Consider the following 18,239-nt stretch of genomic DNA (forward strand, 5'->3'; position numbering starts at 1 on the left):
TTTTTATAACCAACCAGAATATTGTCCAATTAACCAAAGACTAATTAGAGCCATAAATCCAGCGACAATATCATCAAGCATGATGCCAAAGCCGCCATGAACTTTTTTATCTAGCCATCCAATTGGCCAAGGCTTTACCATATCGAAAAATCGAAATAGAACAAACCCTGTAAGTAACCATTTCCAGTCGGTTACTGGTAAATCTAAGAATGGAACAATGCTCATTGTTATCCATAAACCAACAAACTCATCCCAAACAATAGAGCCGTGATCATGTACTTTCATATCAGATGAAGTGATATCACAAATTTTAATGCCAATAAGAGCAGAGACTACAACAACAATTACAAATAAGTTAAAAGGCAATTGGGCTATCAGTAGGTAAAATGGAATTGCAGCAAGAGTTCCCATTGTCCCTGGAATAATTGGCGCCAAACCGCTCCCAAATCCTGTTGCTAGTAGATGCCACGGATTTTTTAAGCTAATTAATGCTAAAGGGTTTGTCATGCTTCACTCCTGAAATGATCGTAACCAGATAACTGCCAATCTAGTGAGGTCTCATTTTTATATAATTGTACTTTAGACTGTAGGTTAGTAAATGATTCATTTGATATTTCACCAATTATACTAACGTTTTGATTTAAAAAAGTAGTTATTTGTTTAATCGCTTCTCTATTTATTTTAGGAGCAGTGAAACAAAGTTCATATTCTTCACCACTTGTCAGTGCCATCTTCTGGTACTTATCACCGTTATTTTGGCAATACTGAACGAGTTCTTCAGACACTGGTAATTTTTCAACATCAATTTTAGCAGTGACTCCAGATTGTTTTAGTATATGACCTAAGTCAGAAATAAGTCCATCAGATATATCCAAGGCTGAGTGACATAAGTGACGAATTTGTTGAGCTAACTCTACTCTTGGTGATGAATAATAGTGTCGTTTTTCTAGCTCTTTCTCTAATTCACTTTTATCAATAGTCGATGCGTTTAACACCACTTCTAGGCCTGCTGCGCTATCTCCTAAATTACCAGTGACATAAATATCATCGCCACAACAAGCCCCTTTTCGGGTCATTGCTTCACCTTTAGGCACAATACCCTGCACTGTAATGGTAATACTTAATGGCCCTTTAGTTGTGTCTCCACCAATAAGCTGCACATTATGTTGCTTCGCTAAACCGAAAAAACCATCACAAAAATCTTTAAGCCAGACTTCATCAGATTGAGGTAATGTGAGAGCTAACGATACCCATGTTGGTTTTGCTCCCATAGCAGCTAAATCACTTAAGTTAGAAGCCAATGCTTTATAACCAACTCGAACAGGATCCGCATCTGCCAAAAAATGAGTCCCAGCAACTAAACTATCTGTTGTTACTGCTATTTGATGATTAGCAGGAACACTGACTAATGCACAATCATCACCTATCCCTAAATCAACATCATCTCGAGATAGATTTCCTTGAACAAAAAATCGGTCAATTAAATTAAATTCACTACTCATCGTATAATAATACCGTTTTTTAGTTATAAAAAAGGCCAGCAACTAGGCTGACCTTTACTATTAATTAGTATGCTAAATCCGACTTATTTTTTACGTAATGTCGGAGCCGCTTTATCTAATACACCATTTACAAATTTGTGGCTATCTTCTGCTGCGAACACTTTTGCAAGTTCAATCGCTTCATTGATAACTACTTTGTAAGGTACATCGTCACGATTCATCATTTCATAGATAGACATACGCAGTAACGCAAGTTCCATCTGATCAAGATCTTGAAGTGGACGAGATAAGTATGGACGCATTTTACCGTCTAACTTAATGTGGTTAAGAGCAACGCCTGAGAAAAGATCGCGGAAATACGCTACATCTGTCTCTGGAGCTTGTAGCTTAGGCTCTTTTGCATGATGCTCTTCTTCATCATACTTCTCTGCAGTTAAAAACTGCTCTTCAATATCAGCAACGTTTTCTTTGCTTAATTGCCATGAATAAATTGCTTGAAGCGCAAATTGACGTGCATTACGACGTGCGGCTGGTTTCACACTAACCCCCATTAGGATTCGATTTGAGACAGAACATTAATCATTTCGAGTGCGCTTAGTGCAGCCTCTGCCCCTTTATTACCAGCCTTGGTACCGGCGCGCTCGATTGCTTGATCGATAGTATCAACAGTCAAAACACCAAATGCCACTGGAATACTATACTCCAGAGATACTTGTGCTAGACCCTTATTGCATTCACTACATACGTATTCAAAGTGTGGTGTACCACCACGGATAACAGAACCCAATGAAACAATCGCATCATATTTTGCTGTTTTAGCTACTCGTTGAGCAACTAATGGTAATTCTACGGCGCCAGGGCAGCGAACAACAGTGATGTTTTCTTCAGATACTTGACCAAAACGCTTTAGAGTATCGATAGCGCCTGAAAGTAGACTTTCATTAATAAAGCTATTAAAGCGAGAAATGACAATTGCAATTTTCGCATTAGGAGCAGCAACGCCGCCTTCAATTACGTTCATAAGCCTTCCTGTATCTATATTATTCCAATTAAACTGGGTAACTATTTTCAACTACATATCATAGTGAGAATCGGCGAATTCTATCACAGCTTTGTGACAAATATCTAATTATTTGGGCTCTATTTACACAATAGAGCCCATGAAGACGCTTATTTTGAAACGTATTCAACAACATTAAGGCCAAAGCCTGATAATGAATGGTATCGCTTTGAAGAAGATGACAGTAAGCGCATATCAGAGATCCCCATATCAGCTAAGATTTGAGAACCCACTCCAACACGGCGAGACGTACCTTGCTTTTTAGCCATTGTTGGTGCTTCACCGTTATCTTGACGCTCTAATACTTTGATTTTATGAACAATGCTATCTGTTGATTCTTCATTGCCTAAAATTACAAGTACACCGCCTTCTGCCGCAATACGCTGCATTGCCGTTGGCAAAGTCCAGCTACGCTCAGCACAACGATCCGAATGAAGAATATCAGTAAATGTATCTTGAAGATGCACACGAACTAATGGCGCAGTACCTGATGTATTTTCTTTCTTCATTGCATAATGAAGTTGATTATCAATCGTGTCACGGTAAGTCACTAAATCAAAATCACCAAATTCTGTCGGTAATTTACACTCAGCAACACGTTCAATCGTCGTTTCGTTGTTATTACGATATTCAATTAAGTCAGCAATAGTCCCCAATTTCACATCGTGTTTTTCTGCAAAGAGTTCTAAATCAGGGCGACGAGCCATTGTGCCGTCATCATTTAATATCTCAACAATCACACCTGCTGGTTCAAAGCCCGCTAAACGAGCTAGGTCACAACCTGCTTCTGTATGTCCAGCACGCGTTAATACACCGCCTTCTTGTGCTGCAAGAGGGAATATATGACCTGGTTGAACTAAATCAGCTGCTACTGCATTTTTTGCAACTGCAGCTTCCACTGTACGAGAACGATCCGCCGCTGAAATGCCCGTAGTTACGCCTTCAGCCGCTTCAATTGAAACGGTAAAATTCGTTGTAAACTGTGCATTATTATCTTGTACCATTGGTGGCAAGCCTAATTTTTCACAACGTTCTTTTGTCATCGTTAGACAAATCAAACCACGACCGTGCGTTGCCATAAAGTTAATCGCTTCTGGTGTGATTTTTTCTGCTGCAATGATTAAATCGCCTTCGTTCTCACGATCTTCATCATCCATCAGGATAACCATCTTACCTAAGCGAATATCTTCAATAATGTCTTTTGCTGAGCTAATTGCCATGTGAAATACCTTTAATATATTAGTTAGGTTAAGTGGTTAATTTAAGAAACCAGATTTTGCCAAAAGATCCATCGTAACAGAAGACTCAGGTTGCTCTTCTTTCTGTCCGATCACAAGTCTTTCTAAATATCGGGCAATGACATCCACCTCTAGGTTCACTTTTTGACCTACAGAGAAATGATCCATTGTTGTTTCAGCTGCCGTATGAGGTACAATCGTCAGCTTAAATGCATTTTTACGTAAATCATTGACGGTTAAGCTAATGCCATCAACGGTTATTGATCCTTTTTCTACTACATATTTTGCTAAATTTGGGGGTAATTGAATCCAAAATTCAACCGCTCTCCCCGTTTGATGGCGCTCGATAATTTCACCAACAGCATCAACATGACCAGATACTATATGTCCACCAAAACGTGTCGTTGGCAACATCGCTTTTTCAAGGTTCACTTTATCACCCGCTTTGTAATCAACAAAACCAGTACGTTTAAGTGTTTCTAGTGATAAATCGGCAGTGTAAGTCTGTGAAGTCATAGCAACAACCGTTAAGCATACGCCGTTGGTTGCAATGCTATCACCAAGCTTTACATCACCCATGTCTAATTTACCAACATTAACCGTTACACTAATATCCTCACCTTTTGGCGTGATCGCTTGAAGTGTACCGATTGATTCAATAATTCCTGTAAACATACGTTACCTTGCTATTTTTGCTGTAATTCGAATGTCCTTACCGACCATTCGAACATCTGTAATGTCTAGTTCAATAGCCTCAGACATTGCGGTTAATCCGACAATGTTTAATAAACTACGTCCATCAGCGCCCATTAATTTAGGCGCTAAATAAATGATTAATTCATCGACTAAATTGGCTTCTATCATACTCGCAGCTAAAGTCGCACCAGCCTCCACCCAAATATGATTAACATTGTATTCTTGAGCTACCTTATCAATAGCTTCTGATAAAATCAGCTTACCCTCATCACAAACGTTACAATGTAAATGATCTTTTTGAGACTCAATTGAATGGGTAAAGTGAGAAGAAATGGTTACGACGTCACTGCCTACCTTAAATAATTTAAGCCCAGAAGTAAGTTGATGTTGGCGATCTAAAATAATGCGTAATGGCTGTCTTAGTTTTTTTTCTGGGTAGTTTTTTTGAATTGATAATGGTAGATCATCCCAACGAATATTGAGAGAAGCGTTATCTTCTATTACCGTTTTTGCTGTTGATAAAACAGCACCAGATAAAGCACGATAACGCTGAACATCTTGTCTCGCTTCTTTAGAAGTAATCCATTGGCTTTCACCATTTTTTAATGCGGTTTTACCATCAAGACTGGCTGCCATCTTTAATTGAACAAACGGTTTTCCGGTTTCCATTCGTTGTAAAAATGAAGTATTCAAAGCACGGGCGTCAGCTTCAAGTAAACCTGATGCTGTTTCAATACCAGCAGCATTTAACATAGCTAAACCTCGACCTGCAACTTGAGGATTAGGATCAACCATGGCACAAATAACCTTAGCGACACCTGCTTTTATTAAGCCTTCAGCACAAGGTGGAGTTCTACCATAATGGGAGCATGGTTCTAAGGTTACATAGGCAGTTGCACCTCTTGCATTTTCACCAGCTTGACGCAATGCATGAACTTCCGCATGTGGTTCGCCAGCTTTTAAATGCGCTCCCTCTCCAATAATCTGCCCATTTTTAACCAATACACAACCTACATTTGGATTAGGTGCTGTAGTGAAAATGCCTTGCTTTGCCAATAATATGGCTTTTTGCATCATTTGGTGATCTTGGGAGCTAAATTTCATGTTATTTCTCTAATTTTGCGATTTCTTCACCGAATTCTTTAATGTCTTCAAAGCTACGATATACCGAAGCAAAACGAATATAAGCAACTTTGTCTAATTCTTTTAATTGGTCCATAACTAGGTTTCCAATCATATCAGAAGGTACTTCTCGCTCACCTGTAGCTCGCAGTTGTGATTTAATCGTATTCAACGCCAATTCGACTAAATCTGCACTAACAGGGCGTTTTTCTAATGAACGGTACAAACCACCAGAAAGCTTATCTTCATTAAATGGTTCACGATTACCATTCGACTTAATTACTTTTGGCATTACTAATTCGGCTGATTCAAATGTAGTAAATCGCTCATTACACGCCAAACATTGTCGACGACGACGAACTTGATGACCATCAGAAACCAATCGAGAATCGATAACTTTTGTGTCGGTTGCACTACAAAATGGACAATGCATTCTTGCCTCCTATTATTTTTTATTTAGTGTACAAGAAAAGCGGAACCGTGCCTACTTTCAAGCGAAAGAAGAGCAAGGCTGCACATAAGAGCAATTTACAGTTATTAATTAAAGTATCAATTAATTCCGCCGATAAATATGCATATCCCTATAAATTTAAAGGTTATCTATGACGTTATCTGTTTTTAAAAGTATTAAGCTCCGCTTGTTAATCATATCACTACTGCCAACATTGATTATCTCAGTCTTCCTTATTCAACTTTTAATACAAGAAAATAAAAACGTTTATAACGCAAATTATTCTCTTGAAGCAGTTTCTCTTTTTAACGCTTTAGATAACGTGGCACACAATTTCGCAGTCGAGCGCGGACTAACTGCTGGATTTGTTGCTTCAAAAGGACAATCAGGCAAAGATAAATTAATACAACAACGTAAAAAATCAGATCTTGCAGAGAGAAACCTACGCAATTTTAATGCGGTGTATTTAGATAAAAATATGGTTAGCACCTTGTTATCAGATATCTCCTCACAACTAAATAATAAACCATCAATTAGAACTCAAGTGGACAATTTGCAAATCACCACTTCTCCTTTTGTTTATTATTCAACGCTTAACCAACTTTCACTTGACTCTATTTCTGTCATTATTGGTAACATCAACTCTCAAGATTTACGTAGCGAAATGCTCGGTCTCTCTGCTTTATTACAAGTAAAAGAAGAAGCCGGAAAAGTAAGAGGTGCGCTAAATGGAGCGTTTGCTGGAAAAAAATCAAGCTTAGATAAATACGCCGATATTAATAATTATCTCACAACCGAATCTCTCGCTATCCGCCAAGCAAACTCAGCACTATCTCCATTCTTTATCGAACAATTAAACTCAACCTCTCGTTCAGAAATTTGGCAGAAAGTATCTAATATTCAAAATGATTACTTATCTCAAAAAAACAATTTAAGCGCATTAAACGGCCCAGCAGCTAGTGATTGGTTCTCACTAGCTACTCAACGCATCGGTTTAATCAAAACAATTACTGATAACATATCTAAAAAATTAAATACCGCGGCTAATAGCACGATGAATGATGCAAAATTCATTCGTAATATTTATATTGCTATCGCACTGCTACTTATTTTACCTATTACAATTATGAGCCTTATAACAACACGCTCAATTAGTAAGCGAATGACAACATTCAGCCTTCGTATCAATGAGATCTCTGCAACCAAAGATTTAACGCTCATCTTAGATGATAATGGAGAGAATGAATTCGATGACATTGCAAAAGACATTAACTCTTTAATTGAAAGTATTTCATTACCTTTACGTGCTGCTCATACTGTTGCTTCAAAAACTCAGAACGAACTTAATTCATTAAGTCACCACTTAAAACAAGCAACTCAATCAAGCCAAACAACTCTGACTCATTGTGACAGTATTGCAACTGCAATGACTGAAATGGCACAGACCAGTTCTGAGATTGCAGGAGTGACTAATAGTGCTCATGAAACAACGACTCAAGCAACAAGCAATGCAAGTGAATGTAGAAATCACACACAAACAACGACAACGATTGTAAATGATTTACATCACAGCATTATCAATACCCATGAGCATGTAGAGACTCTTGAAAAACAAACATTAAATGTTTCTGAGATTTTAGATACCATTACTTCAGTTTCTGAACAGACTAATTTATTAGCGTTAAACGCAGCTATTGAAGCAGCTCGCGCAGGAGAGCAAGGTCGAGGTTTTGCTGTTGTTGCTGATGAGGTAAGAAAGCTTGCTCAACGTAGCCAAGAGGCCACAAGTGATATTCGCCACCTATTAGATTCTATTGGTACGAGTGCAAAACAAGCTTTTGAACTAATGGAAAAAAGCAAAGATCTCAGTAATAAAACTCAAGACAACGTTAATTATTCATCAACGTTCATTGATTCATTGCACTCTGCGGTTACTGAAATCGACAGTTTCAATACCAGTATTTCAGCGGCTACATTAGAGCAATCTGAAACCGCAAACTCTGTAAATGCTGACATTGATGATTTGGCCTCATTAGCAAATGGCACCAATGAGCTTATTCATCATCTTGAAAATGAAATGATGAATATCGAACAAACAATGTCCGAGTTAACAATTCAAATCAATACTATTAAGGTCTAAACTGATTTATCTGGCATAAACTCGCAATCCAGAGAGTTACAAGATATATTTAAAAGATAATTTAGCTTAAAGGAATAATCAAAATGAAAAAGATCAGTCTAGCGTGTGTTTTTGCACTTGTTTTAGCCGGTTGTAGCAGCGCTCCAAAGCAGCAAGATAACTATCAAGATGCGTCTTTTGAGCTATGTAATACAGAAGTAAAAGTGTATTCAGTAAGTGATGATGGCCGTGTTCGTATCGTATGTAGCGATGGCTCTAAGTTCCAACTGAACAATGAAAAGACATTAGACATCATGCGCGATATTAATGTGGATTACTGTACTGGTGAAGGTCTAGGCAAATTTAATGAAACAAGCCGTTACTACACTTTCCAATGTAAATCTGGCGCGTTAATTAATATTAACAAGTAATACCCAATTTAATCAGTTTCTATTTTATTAAATAGCTGACAATAAAAAGCCCCGAACCTCGATGGTTCGGGGCTTTTTTAGTACTACATATTAATTAGGCAGTGAATTGATAGTTAATGGATTCTTCGTAGGCTTTCTCAGATTTAATTCAACAAGCTTACTTAAACCAGCAGAGCTAATACCACCAGAATACACTTTAGTACCATCGGCATTAGTCACTGAAGTTTCTCCCACATTCCATGTTTGGAAAAACTCACCTAAATCATAACCAGATACATAAGAGCCACATACCATCATTAAGTCGCTAGCACTTAGCCCTGTGTCACCAGAACTACAGTAATTGATGCCCTCATCACCTTGTTGATCACCACGAGCCTTACGGTGCATCAACTTAATCATATTCCAACCTTGATCTTGATTATAAATAGTAGGTTTAGTGTCACCGTCAGCATACCAATCATCAATATTGAAATGACTTTCAGCCCAGATTTTCAATTGACCAAACATAACCAAACGAAGACCTGCATCGCCATGACTCCAAGCATGGTATTTTCCTTCGGAAAAGTTATCTGAAGCATTCAACCAATAAGGTGCTTTTTGAATATCACTCCTAATACGGTCCATTTCTGGTTTGTCATTACGACCTTCTAGCTCTTGCATATATAACGCTAAAATATTATTGGTTACCTCAGTACTCCCCGGAACTGAGAATGGTGCAGAAGCAAGATTATGACCGACTTCATGCCAGACCAACCAATCATCAATTGCATTTGTTGGCGGTGTCGTTGCCTTCACGTTAAATGAACTACTCATCACAGGATAACCAGAATGAGCAGCGCCAATCGAAATCTGTACATCATTCACAAAACGATGGCGGAACTCTTTTAGCTCTGGATAAGTAAAGCGACGATGTTTACCATCTGCATTCTCTTCATCACGACCGTAAAAATCACTTGCGGCATCAGCAAAGCGATTCATATTTTTACTAAATTCATTTAGATCAGCTGTCTTAACATTATTAAGAGCGGTAGTGTAAATAAATGATCCTGTATCAATTTCTGCAATTGGAGCTGTTGAAGAATCAGGTGTATTTACCCATTCACCAAGGTTATTAGCAGGATCTTTTTTCCACCATGCCGCTTTTTCAACGCCATCTAAATTAAATTCAGCGACTGTTGAAGCGCCACTTAATGCCTCTGTAGGTTTAATATAAATTAAACCGCCGTAAGGCACTTTGAATGTTGTTTTAGCACCATTATGAACAAAACTCATCTGCATTCTAGGAGGACGATTTAAACTTGTCTCATGTTGTGGCTTACCCGTTAAATCATCCGCCATCATAACGGTAATCATTGCAGCCACACCATCACGAACCGTCACCTCACTTAATTGAGGAGCCCATAAACCCGTTGATTGGTTATTTCCTGCTGAATAACTTACCGCCTTGCCTGCTGTTTCGATATTAGCAACTTCAGATGCTGTAGCGCCAACAGTTCGGCCTGGGTACTTAGTCGTATCAACCGTTATTTCATGATCCCAGAAAGATCGACCTAACATAATGCGAGTTAACGGTTTTTCCATGTAGTTTAATGGATAGCTAGGATTCATTTGTCCTGCTAATTCACCTTCACCATGAATCATACCATTTGCAATTAATGTCGCTTTTAGATCAACTGGACACGCAGCTTCTGGAACATCAGTCTGATGTTGATTATCTGTATAACAATTTAAGAAGTTAACCGCAGTTTTAAACCCTAATTCATCTTGAACATTAGGATCATAAGCGTATGGGTTATCATTCCACATCCAAATTGAAAGATTATCGTACGTCTGATTTAGCTCAACGGTAGATAAACGAGCACCCTGCTTACCTTTAGTGCGGTAATACATTTCATGCTCCATTAGGGCATTGAAGTTATCGCCAAGGTTTGCAGCTTTAACCATGCTTTCTACAACATCTTGGTTCATTTGATAACGATCGAAATCCGCACGCCAATATGCGCCACGAACTTGTATACCATCACCCTGACGAGTTTCTATACAGTTAAACTCATACTCATAAGAATGAGTACATAAAGGCGTTCCTTCAAATGCTTCTTGTAATTCAGATATAGCTGCAGCTCTCTCTTCATTATTCTTAACGAAAATACGAGCAAACTTAGTCTCCATTACAGGATTGCCATCTTTGTCTAATAAAGGATCACCTTTATCATCACGTTTGATAATTTCATACGTTGGAATTTCAAACTTGATCTTAGTTTCATCTTTAGTCCATTCTACCGAACCATCTTGATTTACTGTATAAGGTTGTTGTCCATCCACATCTTGGAAACGCTCAAGAACCACCATCTCATATTGGCTCTTCACATGAAGGTTTGGAGATGGCGCTTGGCAGTAATATGACGAACCACAAAATGCTTGTGATGTTGGGGTAACGTTACTTCCTCCCAATGAAACACCAGCTGAATCAGCTAAACGTCCGATTGGTTCAGGGTTAGTCACCTTATCAATTGCATCCATAAATAAAACACTACCACCTTCATTAATGTAAGTAATTAAAGCAGTAATATCATCTTGGCTTAAATTTGGGTTGTCTAAGTCAGCGATAAAGCGATGGCTCATGCCGTCACCTTGAGGCTTAGGTGGATATGCCTGAAGAATTAATAATGGCGTTTCACTTGCTGATAAACGTCCAGGAAATCCGTCCTTAGTTAACATTTCAACAGATGAAAAACCAAAAGATGGATTTACAAAGAAGTCATATTCTGTACCGTGTGATGTTCCAGCTTTAAGTAGTGTTGCTTTACTAATATTTGTAGCAACATTAATACCCTTTATCGAATTACCCCCATTTAACCAAGTAAATAGATTAGAGAAAAAAATCCCCATACTTCCTTGATCATTACGCGCATCATTTAATAAATAAAATGATGATGTACATTTTTTTGAATTACTATCAATTCGTAAAAGATCACTAGCCCAGTAATTATCTGGGCATGAAATAATGCTTGGGTACATGCTATTACCCATAAATACCACTTTACCAGAACCAATTTCGCCAGCGGTGACAAAAGGAAAACCAAAAGTAGCGTTGTCTTTTGAAACTAGTGGGATCGGAGGCATCTCAATAGTTGAGTGATTAGCAATATAAGGACGACCTTCACGAGTCCATGCTTGCAGCTCTCCAAACGGAATATCTTTGTTGATGTCCGCACGAGGCATCATAATAGGAAATGCTCGGTTAGATAAATTTAATGCTCTCATTCCTCGTGTATAGCCAGTTGCACCATAAAAGCTGCCGTTATCATTGAAGACATGGAAGCTAGTTACCCCATTAAATATTTTAGTTAGAGAATCGGTTACATAAGTGCCATTATCTAGTGAAAATACATGTGGGGTATCTAAAGAATAAAATGAGACTGGTTGTTGTAACTCGGCATCAATAGCAGCAGTTAACCCATTTTGGAATTGTGAATCAAATTCATTAGGTAATAAAAACTCTGTTCCTTCAATTTTCCCACCATTGGGTAAACTTAAATTAATCAGTTCGTTGATTACATTTGGGTAAAGAGAAAACGTCTCTTGAACTTTATCAGAGATAAGCAGCCCATAATTGTTATTCTCTGCGTATCGTGTAATTAACGATTGAATATTCGTTTTTACTACCGCATTGTCGCTAACATCTGTGATCTTATAACTAACTTGGTTACCAGCTACGCTGCCAAATTCAAAGGTATCAATACCAAAGGTAAGTTTGTCGCCCCACAAGTATTCGAATTCACCATTTTCGTCCGTAATACCTACCGCATTAGCAGAGAAGAAATTAACTCCAGCTAATGGTGTACCTGTACTATCCGTTAACTGGCTCTTAGTTAATACTTTCGCTTCAGCACTTGGTTTATAGGCATAGCTATCTTCTGCACTAGCAGAAACAAAATCACTATTTAAATCATTACTTGTACCAGGTGTTACTTCAGGAACAATTTCAGCATCAACGTGTGAACTAGGTGCTTTACCTACTTCATCAGTCGCTTCTTCTTCTTTTGATGCAATAAAAGCATCAACCGCAATTTGGTCTGCTAAGTTTTCATCCGTATAAATGTCTTGAATATCAAGCGAATCTATTTTGTTTAAACAAATTTCATCTTGCCCGCATGTCGAGATAGATTGTAAAACAACCGTGGCATTTATACCTTTACTATCTTCTAGGTCAAAAGAAGCTAGAAGTGTCGCATTACTTACATTGATTGCTTTATCACTAGGGAATGGAGCATTGAAACTACCTAATTCAACGCCGCCGAAAAAGCAGCTAAATGCTTGCCCTTGTTTAACGCTGAATGTTCCAGTGTCTATATCTAACCCATTACCGTTACATTCAACATCACCTGTAATTGCTTTTCCAGATGCGACTAACGTTCCAGTATAAGTAACTGGCGGAATAATATCCGTAGGAGGGATTGGCTCTGGTTCCGGTGGAATAATATCTGTCGGCGGAATAGTTTCAGGTTTAGTCGACGTTCCCCCACTAACCTCTATATTTTCTTGGTTACAACCAGCAAGCAACATTGATATCAACGATGCTAATAATAATTTCTTACTCATAATTCAACCTTTTAGAAGTGCTGAAACTAAACGTTCAGTTCACTAAGATCGAAACATACCATATTTATTTTCGTTAATTCTCAAAAATAATACAGAAATAGAATAAGAATCATGAAAGCGAATTAAGTTTACATTTAATTCATGAATAATATGAAGTTAACTTCCACTGTGTGTATAAATTACTCAGAATAACCAATGCATTATTAATAACTTACTCAATTTCAGGCAAAAAAAAGCCAGCCTTACGAGGCTGACCTTCTTAATACTTAAAGCAGATTTAGAGATTAAGCGTATACAGGTAGACGCTTACAAATTTCTAGTACTTTTGCTTTTGTTGCTTCGATAACAGATTCATCACCCATGTTGTCTAGAATGTCACACATCCAACCAGCAAGGTTCTTCGCATCTTCCTCAGAGAAACCACGACGAGTAATTGAAGGAGAGCCAACACGGATACCAGAAGTAACAAACGGGCTACGTGGATCGTTTGGTACCGAGTTCTTGTTAACCGTAATGTTAGCAGAACCTAATGCTGCATCTGCTTCTTTACCTGTGATGTCTTTGTCGATTAAATCAACTAGGAACAGGTGGTTCTCAGTAGAACCAGAAACGATGTTGTAACCACGAGCAAGAAACTCTGCAACCATCGCTTTTGCATTAGCAACAACGCGCTCTTGGTATTCTTTAAATTCTGGCTCTAGTGCTTCTTTAAATGCAACCGCTTTACCAGCGATAACGTGCATTAGAGGGCCACCTTGACCACCAGGGAATACAGCTGAATTTAGTTTCTTGTAAAGATCTTCGCCTTCGTTAGAAAGGATAAGACCACCACGAGGACCAGCAAGTGTCTTATGAGTTGTTGTTGTTACTACGTGAGCGTGTGGTACTGGGTTAGGGTAAACACCAGCAGCAATAAGACCCGCTACGTGAGCCATATCAACGAAGAAGTAAGCGCCAACTTTATCTGCGATTTGACGCATACGAGCCCAGTCACATACTTGAGAGTAAGCAGAGAAACCACCGATAATCATCTTAGGTTTATGTTCTACTGCTAGTGCTTCCATTTCTTCATAGTCAATTTGACCAGTTTCATCAATACCGTAAGGAATGATGTTATAAAGCTTACCAGAGAAGTTTACTGGAGAACCGTGAGTTAAGTGGCCACCGTGAGCAAGGCTCATACCTAACACGGTATCGCCAGCGTTTAGTAATGCCATGTAAACTGCGTTGTTCGCTTGAGAACCAGAATGTGGCTGTACGTTTGCGTATTCAGCACCAAACAGTTCACATGCACGGTTAATAGCCAGTGTTTCTACTTTATCAACGAACTCACAGCCGCCGTAGTAACGCTTACCAGGGTAACCTTCTGCATATTTGTTTGTTAGTTGTGAACCTTGAGCTTCCATCACTCGTGGGCTAGTGTAGTTTTCAGAAGCAATCAGCTCGATATGCTCTTCTTGACGTACTGTCTCTTCCTGGATTGCTGCAAACAAGTCTGCATCGTAATCTGCAATGTTCATATCACGCTTAAGCATCTGTATCTCCTGACTCAGATAAATATAAAACCCAAAAATAGCCCAGCGACGCAAACGATTACGTCACTAGTCTTAACTGCAACGTATTCTACATAATTTGATCTGGATCAGATACCCTAAATAGTACTTTTCTTTGTTATTTCTGTTGAGGATTACTCATTATCAACATGAATGAGACTCAAGAAGTGTCAATATTTGGCTTTACACTATGTAAAGGGTTTACTACAAAATCAGGGGCGTATTTATACATCAACAATTGCATTAATTGAAAATCACACTATTCTTGCGGGCATTATTTTGTTGGTATTAGTAAATAGATTTAATTGTTATGGAAAAAATAAAACACACGCATAAGGAAGATGTCATTGCTATTTTGACTGGCACCTTTCTAGTTTCTCAAGGAATTTTCTTTTTACAGGCTGCACAATTACTTACAGGTGGCACTACGGGCTTAGCTTTATTAATTAGCCAGATGAGTGGCATCAGCTTTGGTATCTTATACTTTTTATGCAACTTACCATTTTACGCCTTAGCTTGGCAGCGATTTGGAAAACGTTTTGCAGTAACCAGTTTAATTTCCGGCGCTCTTGTTTCTATCATGACAGATCACTTAAATATGATGATTTCAGTTGACCATATCAATGATATTTATTGCGCTATTGCTGGTGGATTATTGATGGGATTAGGTATGTTGATCTTATTTAGACATCGCTCTAGCTTGGGTGGATTTAATGTTTTATGCCTATTTATCCAAGAAAAATTTGGCATTTCAGTCGGTAAAGTTCAGATGGCTATCGACTTCTGTATTTTAGGAGCCTCTTTCTTTTTTATTACACCTTGGCTATTGGCAATTTCTGTTCTTGGGGCCGTTATATTAAATATTGTTCTTGCTATGAATCATAAACCAAATCGCTATATTGTGACTTACGGTTCATAACTTTAATAAAACTGATTCACATAAGTAGTTACTTATGTGAATCAGTTAATAGGAATAAAGCACAATCATAAAAAATGACCACGAATTATTAATGCGTGGCCATTTTTAGTCATTATCTACAATAATTATTTAATGACAGTACAGTTTTTCAATACAACTCGCCCAAGATCTAACCTGGCTTCCTCACCTTTTCCTTGAAAGGTAATCGCTGTACTCATATCTGGCATCCCGTCATCAGAAATGTACTTCATCCCTGACGCAGACACTGCTCGTTTTAACGCATAATCTTCTTTTGGTAATTGTAATAGTGCTTTATCTTCATTAAATGTAATTTGAAAATTTCGCCCTTCTTCACACTGATAATGAACAGGTTTTGCAGTTCCCATGTCAGGCATCTGGGATGAACACCCCGCGAGTACCCCAAAAGCAGTCAATACGAGTAATTTTTTCATAATAGCCTCAGTTCTTTTTATTAACTATAGGATAAAACAGGTAAAAACAGATGTTTCAAAAAAGATATTTATTTATATAAATGACAAGCAACTTCATGACCGGAATCATTTAAAATCTTTCTTTGTGGTTCCTCTTTGAAGCATTGCTTTTCTGCTTTTGGACACCTCGTTGAAAATCGACACCCTTTTGGAGGATTAATTGGTGATGGTACATCGCCAGTCAAAATAATTCGCTCTCTCCCTCTAAATCTAGGATGAGAAACAGGGATTGCGGATAATAAAGCTTCTGTATAAGGGTGTTTAGGAAAATGATAAAGCGTCTCTGATTGCCCATACTCCACAATTTTACCTAAATACATTACGGCCACTTTATCTGAAATATGTTTAACCACAGAAAGATCATGTGCAATAAAAATCAGCGCTAGGTTCATCTCGCGTTGTAAATCTAATAATAGATTCACAATTTGAGCTTGAACAGACACATCTAATGCAGATACTGACTCATCACACACAATTAACTTTGGTTTTAATGCTATCGCTCTAGCAATCCCAATACGTTGTTTCTGTCCACCAGAAAACTCATGAGGATAACGGGTTGCAGCACTTATTGGTAACCCCACTTTTATCAATAACTCTTCTCCCCATTGTTTACGCTCTTCTTTTGTCCCAACATTATGAATAACAAAAGGTTCTTCTAGAATCATTTCTATCGTATGGCGAGGATTTAATGATTCAGTTGGGTCTTGAAAAATAATCTGCATCTCTTGACGAAGTGACCTCATCTCTTTATTTTTAAGATGAGTAATATCTTTCCCTTCAAAAAAAATACGTCCTGCAGTTGGTTCAAATAACTTTAATAAACTGCGACCAAGAGTACTTTTACCACAACCAGATTCACCAACTAAACCCAAAGTTTCGCCTTTATTTACGCTTAAAGAAACGCCATCAACCGCATGAACGGCATAACCCTTATTAAAGATCCCTTGACCTGAGTAAAAATACTGTTTGAGATCATCAACTCTCAATAACTCACTCATTTTATCGCCTCATTATTAATTACTAATGCGTTACTAAAATGACAACTCACTTGATGCAATGATCCAACCTCACTCATCATTGGAACTTCAGATCCACACTTATCTTGCTTATATTTACAACGAGTCGAAAAACGACAACCGTTTGGCATTTCACTTAAAGAAGGAACCGTACCCTGAATCGTTTCAAGCTTTGTTTTTGGCTGAAGACTCAAGCTTGGCATAGAGGACATTAATCCTTTTGTATATGGGTGAACTGGGTTATCAAATAACTCAAAAATTCCCGCTTGTTCAGCCACCCTTCCTGCATACATAACAACCACTTCATCACATATTTCCGCGACAACACCTAAGTCATGAGTAATAAAAATAATAGACATACCTGTTTCATCTTGCAGGTTTTTCATTAACTCTAAAATCTGAGCTTGGATAGTCACATCTAATGCCGTAGTCGGCTCATCACAAATCAAAATATCAGGCTCACAAGCGAGAGCAATGGCAATCATAACTCGTTGACGCATGCCACCAGATAAATTATGTGGGTATTCATGCAACCTCGTTTCTGGAGAGGGCATTCCTACTTTTTCAAGCATTTCGATTGAGTATGCTAAACGCTGTTTTTTATCTAAATCAGGACGGTGAAGCTCTAATACTTCATTAATCTGCTTTCCAATAGTATGCACTGGATTTAATGCTGTCATCGGATCTTGGAAAATCATTGAAATACGGTTACCTCGCATTTCATATAATTTATCGGTACTTAACTGAACCAGATCAATATCGCCATATAAGATACGACCACCAACCACATTACCGTAAGGTTTGGGCAATAAGCCCATAATAGACATGGAAGTGACGCTTTTCCCGCAGCCGGATTCACCAACAATACCAATGGTTTTACCTTTAGGTACTTGAAAACTCACACCATCAAGCACTCGAACAGTTCCTTCGTCCGTTTGAAACTCGGTCACTAGATCTTCAACGGATAATACAATTTTTCTTTCCATATGCTTCTTCACTATTTTTATTATTATTTTTAACTAGGAGATCCCTCTCCTAG

Annotated in this window: 16 protein-coding genes; 3 read left to right on the top strand and 13 right to left on the bottom strand. The window is 38.2% G+C overall.

Going from position 1 to position 18,239, the window contains the following annotated elements; genetic code table 11:
- Nucleotides 1–3 precede the first annotated feature (3 nt).
- The 8 genes from pgpA to nrdR all read right to left on the bottom strand — a co-directional run bounded on the left by pgpA (nt 4) and on the right by nrdR (nt 6,051).
- Nucleotides 4–507, bottom strand: a complete 504-nt coding sequence (gene pgpA, locus BTO23_RS08445; RefSeq protein WP_061013642.1) for a phosphatidylglycerophosphatase A — start codon at nt 505–507, stop codon at nt 4–6.
- Nucleotides 504–1,502: a thiamine-phosphate kinase gene (gene thiL / locus BTO23_RS08450; protein WP_060993569.1), complete on the bottom strand. Its 999-nt coding sequence runs from the start codon at nt 1,500–1,502 to the stop codon at nt 504–506. Before thiL ends, pgpA begins: the two co-directional genes overlap by 4 nt.
- Before the next feature lie 83 nt (nt 1,503–1,585).
- Complete coding sequence (gene nusB / locus BTO23_RS08455) at nt 1,586–2,053, bottom strand: transcription antitermination factor NusB (protein WP_060993570.1); 468 nt, start codon at nt 2,051–2,053, stop codon at nt 1,586–1,588.
- Nucleotides 2,053–2,523: a 6,7-dimethyl-8-ribityllumazine synthase gene (ribH, locus tag BTO23_RS08460; RefSeq protein WP_012549697.1), complete on the bottom strand. Its 471-nt coding sequence runs from the start codon at nt 2,521–2,523 to the stop codon at nt 2,053–2,055. Before ribH ends, nusB begins: the two co-directional genes overlap by 1 nt.
- Before the next feature lie 149 nt (nt 2,524–2,672).
- On the bottom strand, nt 2,673–3,782 hold the full coding sequence (gene ribBA / locus BTO23_RS08465) for a bifunctional 3,4-dihydroxy-2-butanone-4-phosphate synthase/GTP cyclohydrolase II (protein ID WP_060993571.1): 1,110 nt from the start codon (nt 3,780–3,782) through the stop codon (nt 2,673–2,675).
- 36 nt (nt 3,783–3,818) lie between these two features.
- Nucleotides 3,819–4,475 (bottom strand): riboflavin synthase, encoded by a 657-nt coding sequence (locus BTO23_RS08470; protein WP_060993572.1) that lies wholly within the window; start codon nt 4,473–4,475, stop codon nt 3,819–3,821.
- A gap of 3 nt (nt 4,476–4,478) precedes the next feature.
- Nucleotides 4,479–5,600: a bifunctional diaminohydroxyphosphoribosylaminopyrimidine deaminase/5-amino-6-(5-phosphoribosylamino)uracil reductase RibD gene (gene ribD, locus BTO23_RS08475; protein WP_060993573.1), complete on the bottom strand. Its 1,122-nt coding sequence runs from the start codon at nt 5,598–5,600 to the stop codon at nt 4,479–4,481.
- Nucleotide 5,601: 1 nt separating this feature from the next.
- A complete protein-coding gene (nrdR, locus tag BTO23_RS08480; protein ID WP_060993574.1) occupies nt 5,602–6,051 on the bottom strand; it encodes a transcriptional regulator NrdR in 450 nt (149 codons plus the stop codon).
- A gap of 169 nt (nt 6,052–6,220) precedes the next feature.
- Between nrdR and BTO23_RS08485 the strand changes: the two genes are divergently transcribed.
- Together BTO23_RS08485 and BTO23_RS08490 are read left to right on the top strand one after the other, a co-directional pair.
- A complete protein-coding gene (locus BTO23_RS08485; RefSeq protein WP_061030484.1) occupies nt 6,221–8,209 on the top strand; it encodes a methyl-accepting chemotaxis protein in 1,989 nt (662 codons plus the stop codon).
- 83 nt (nt 8,210–8,292) lie between these two features.
- Nucleotides 8,293–8,619 carry a hypothetical protein gene (locus tag BTO23_RS08490; RefSeq protein ID WP_060993576.1) on the top strand — a complete coding sequence of 109 codons (327 nt, stop codon included), beginning with the start codon at nt 8,293–8,295 and terminating at the stop codon, nt 8,617–8,619.
- Nucleotides 8,620–8,709: 90 nt separating this feature from the next.
- Here the strand turns inward: BTO23_RS08490 and BTO23_RS08495 are convergent, their stop codons facing one another.
- Together BTO23_RS08495 and glyA are read right to left on the bottom strand one after the other, a co-directional pair.
- Nucleotides 8,710–13,221, bottom strand: coding sequence for an SslE/AcfD family lipoprotein zinc metalloprotease (locus BTO23_RS08495; RefSeq protein ID WP_105063344.1), 4,512 nt, complete (start codon nt 13,219–13,221; stop codon nt 8,710–8,712).
- A 284-nt stretch (nt 13,222–13,505) separates the two neighbouring features.
- Nucleotides 13,506–14,756: a serine hydroxymethyltransferase gene (gene glyA, locus BTO23_RS08500; RefSeq protein WP_105063345.1), complete on the bottom strand. Its 1,251-nt coding sequence runs from the start codon at nt 14,754–14,756 to the stop codon at nt 13,506–13,508.
- 328 nt (nt 14,757–15,084) lie between these two features.
- Here glyA and BTO23_RS08505 point away from each other — a divergent pair, with 328 nt between their 5' ends.
- Nucleotides 15,085–15,693, top strand: a complete 609-nt coding sequence (locus tag BTO23_RS08505) for a YitT family protein (RefSeq protein ID WP_061005155.1) — start codon at nt 15,085–15,087, stop codon at nt 15,691–15,693.
- A gap of 125 nt (nt 15,694–15,818) precedes the next feature.
- On the opposite strand, the gene BTO23_RS08510 is transcribed toward BTO23_RS08505, so the two are convergent.
- From BTO23_RS08510 to BTO23_RS08520, 3 genes are all read right to left on the bottom strand, one after another.
- Nucleotides 15,819–16,145 carry an MliC family protein gene (locus BTO23_RS08510; protein ID WP_060993580.1) on the bottom strand — a complete coding sequence of 109 codons (327 nt, stop codon included), beginning with the start codon at nt 16,143–16,145 and terminating at the stop codon, nt 15,819–15,821.
- 68 nt (nt 16,146–16,213) lie between these two features.
- Nucleotides 16,214–17,182 carry an ABC transporter ATP-binding protein gene (locus tag BTO23_RS08515; protein ID WP_105063346.1) on the bottom strand — a complete coding sequence of 323 codons (969 nt, stop codon included), beginning with the start codon at nt 17,180–17,182 and terminating at the stop codon, nt 16,214–16,216.
- Nucleotides 17,179–18,186 carry an ABC transporter ATP-binding protein gene (locus BTO23_RS08520; protein ID WP_105063347.1) on the bottom strand — a complete coding sequence of 336 codons (1,008 nt, stop codon included), beginning with the start codon at nt 18,184–18,186 and terminating at the stop codon, nt 17,179–17,181. Before BTO23_RS08520 ends, BTO23_RS08515 begins: the two co-directional genes overlap by 4 nt.
- Nucleotides 18,187–18,239 lie beyond the last annotated feature (53 nt).

It is taken from the genome of Aliivibrio sifiae, assembly GCF_002954715.1.
Lineage (GTDB): Bacteria > Pseudomonadota > Gammaproteobacteria > Enterobacterales > Vibrionaceae > Aliivibrio > Aliivibrio sifiae.

Excerpts from the sequence above, each read along its gene's own strand:
- ribD (WP_060993573.1), bottom strand. The coding sequence starts at position 5,600 with ATGAAATTTAGCTCCCAAGATCACCAAATGATGCAAAAAGCCATATTA.
- BTO23_RS08470 (WP_060993572.1), bottom strand. The coding sequence starts at position 4,475 with ATGTTTACAGGAATTATTGAATCAATCGGTACACTTCAAGCGATCACG.
- glyA (WP_105063345.1), bottom strand. The coding sequence starts at position 14,756 with ATGCTTAAGCGTGATATGAACATTGCAGATTACGATGCAGACTTGTTT.
- pgpA (WP_061013642.1), bottom strand. The coding sequence starts at position 507 with ATGACAAACCCTTTAGCATTAATTAGCTTAAAAAATCCGTGGCATCTA.
- thiL (WP_060993569.1), bottom strand. The coding sequence starts at position 1,502 with ATGAGTAGTGAATTTAATTTAATTGACCGATTTTTTGTTCAAGGAAAT.
- BTO23_RS08485 (WP_061030484.1), top strand. The coding sequence starts at position 6,221 with ATGACGTTATCTGTTTTTAAAAGTATTAAGCTCCGCTTGTTAATCATA.
- nrdR (WP_060993574.1), bottom strand. The coding sequence starts at position 6,051 with ATGCATTGTCCATTTTGTAGTGCAACCGACACAAAAGTTATCGATTCT.
- BTO23_RS08505 (WP_061005155.1), top strand. The coding sequence starts at position 15,085 with ATGGAAAAAATAAAACACACGCATAAGGAAGATGTCATTGCTATTTTG.
- BTO23_RS08490 (WP_060993576.1), top strand. The coding sequence starts at position 8,293 with ATGAAAAAGATCAGTCTAGCGTGTGTTTTTGCACTTGTTTTAGCCGGT.
- ribH (WP_012549697.1), bottom strand. The coding sequence starts at position 2,523 with ATGAACGTAATTGAAGGCGGCGTTGCTGCTCCTAATGCGAAAATTGCA.
- BTO23_RS08510 (WP_060993580.1), bottom strand. The coding sequence starts at position 16,145 with ATGAAAAAATTACTCGTATTGACTGCTTTTGGGGTACTCGCGGGGTGT.
- BTO23_RS08515 (WP_105063346.1), bottom strand. The coding sequence starts at position 17,182 with ATGAGTGAGTTATTGAGAGTTGATGATCTCAAACAGTATTTTTACTCA.
- ribBA (WP_060993571.1), bottom strand. The coding sequence starts at position 3,782 with ATGGCAATTAGCTCAGCAAAAGACATTATTGAAGATATTCGCTTAGGT.
- BTO23_RS08520 (WP_105063347.1), bottom strand. The coding sequence starts at position 18,186 with ATGGAAAGAAAAATTGTATTATCCGTTGAAGATCTAGTGACCGAGTTT.
- nusB (WP_060993570.1), bottom strand. The coding sequence starts at position 2,053 with ATGGGGGTTAGTGTGAAACCAGCCGCACGTCGTAATGCACGTCAATTT.
- BTO23_RS08495 (WP_105063344.1), bottom strand. The coding sequence starts at position 13,221 with ATGAGTAAGAAATTATTATTAGCATCGTTGATATCAATGTTGCTTGCT.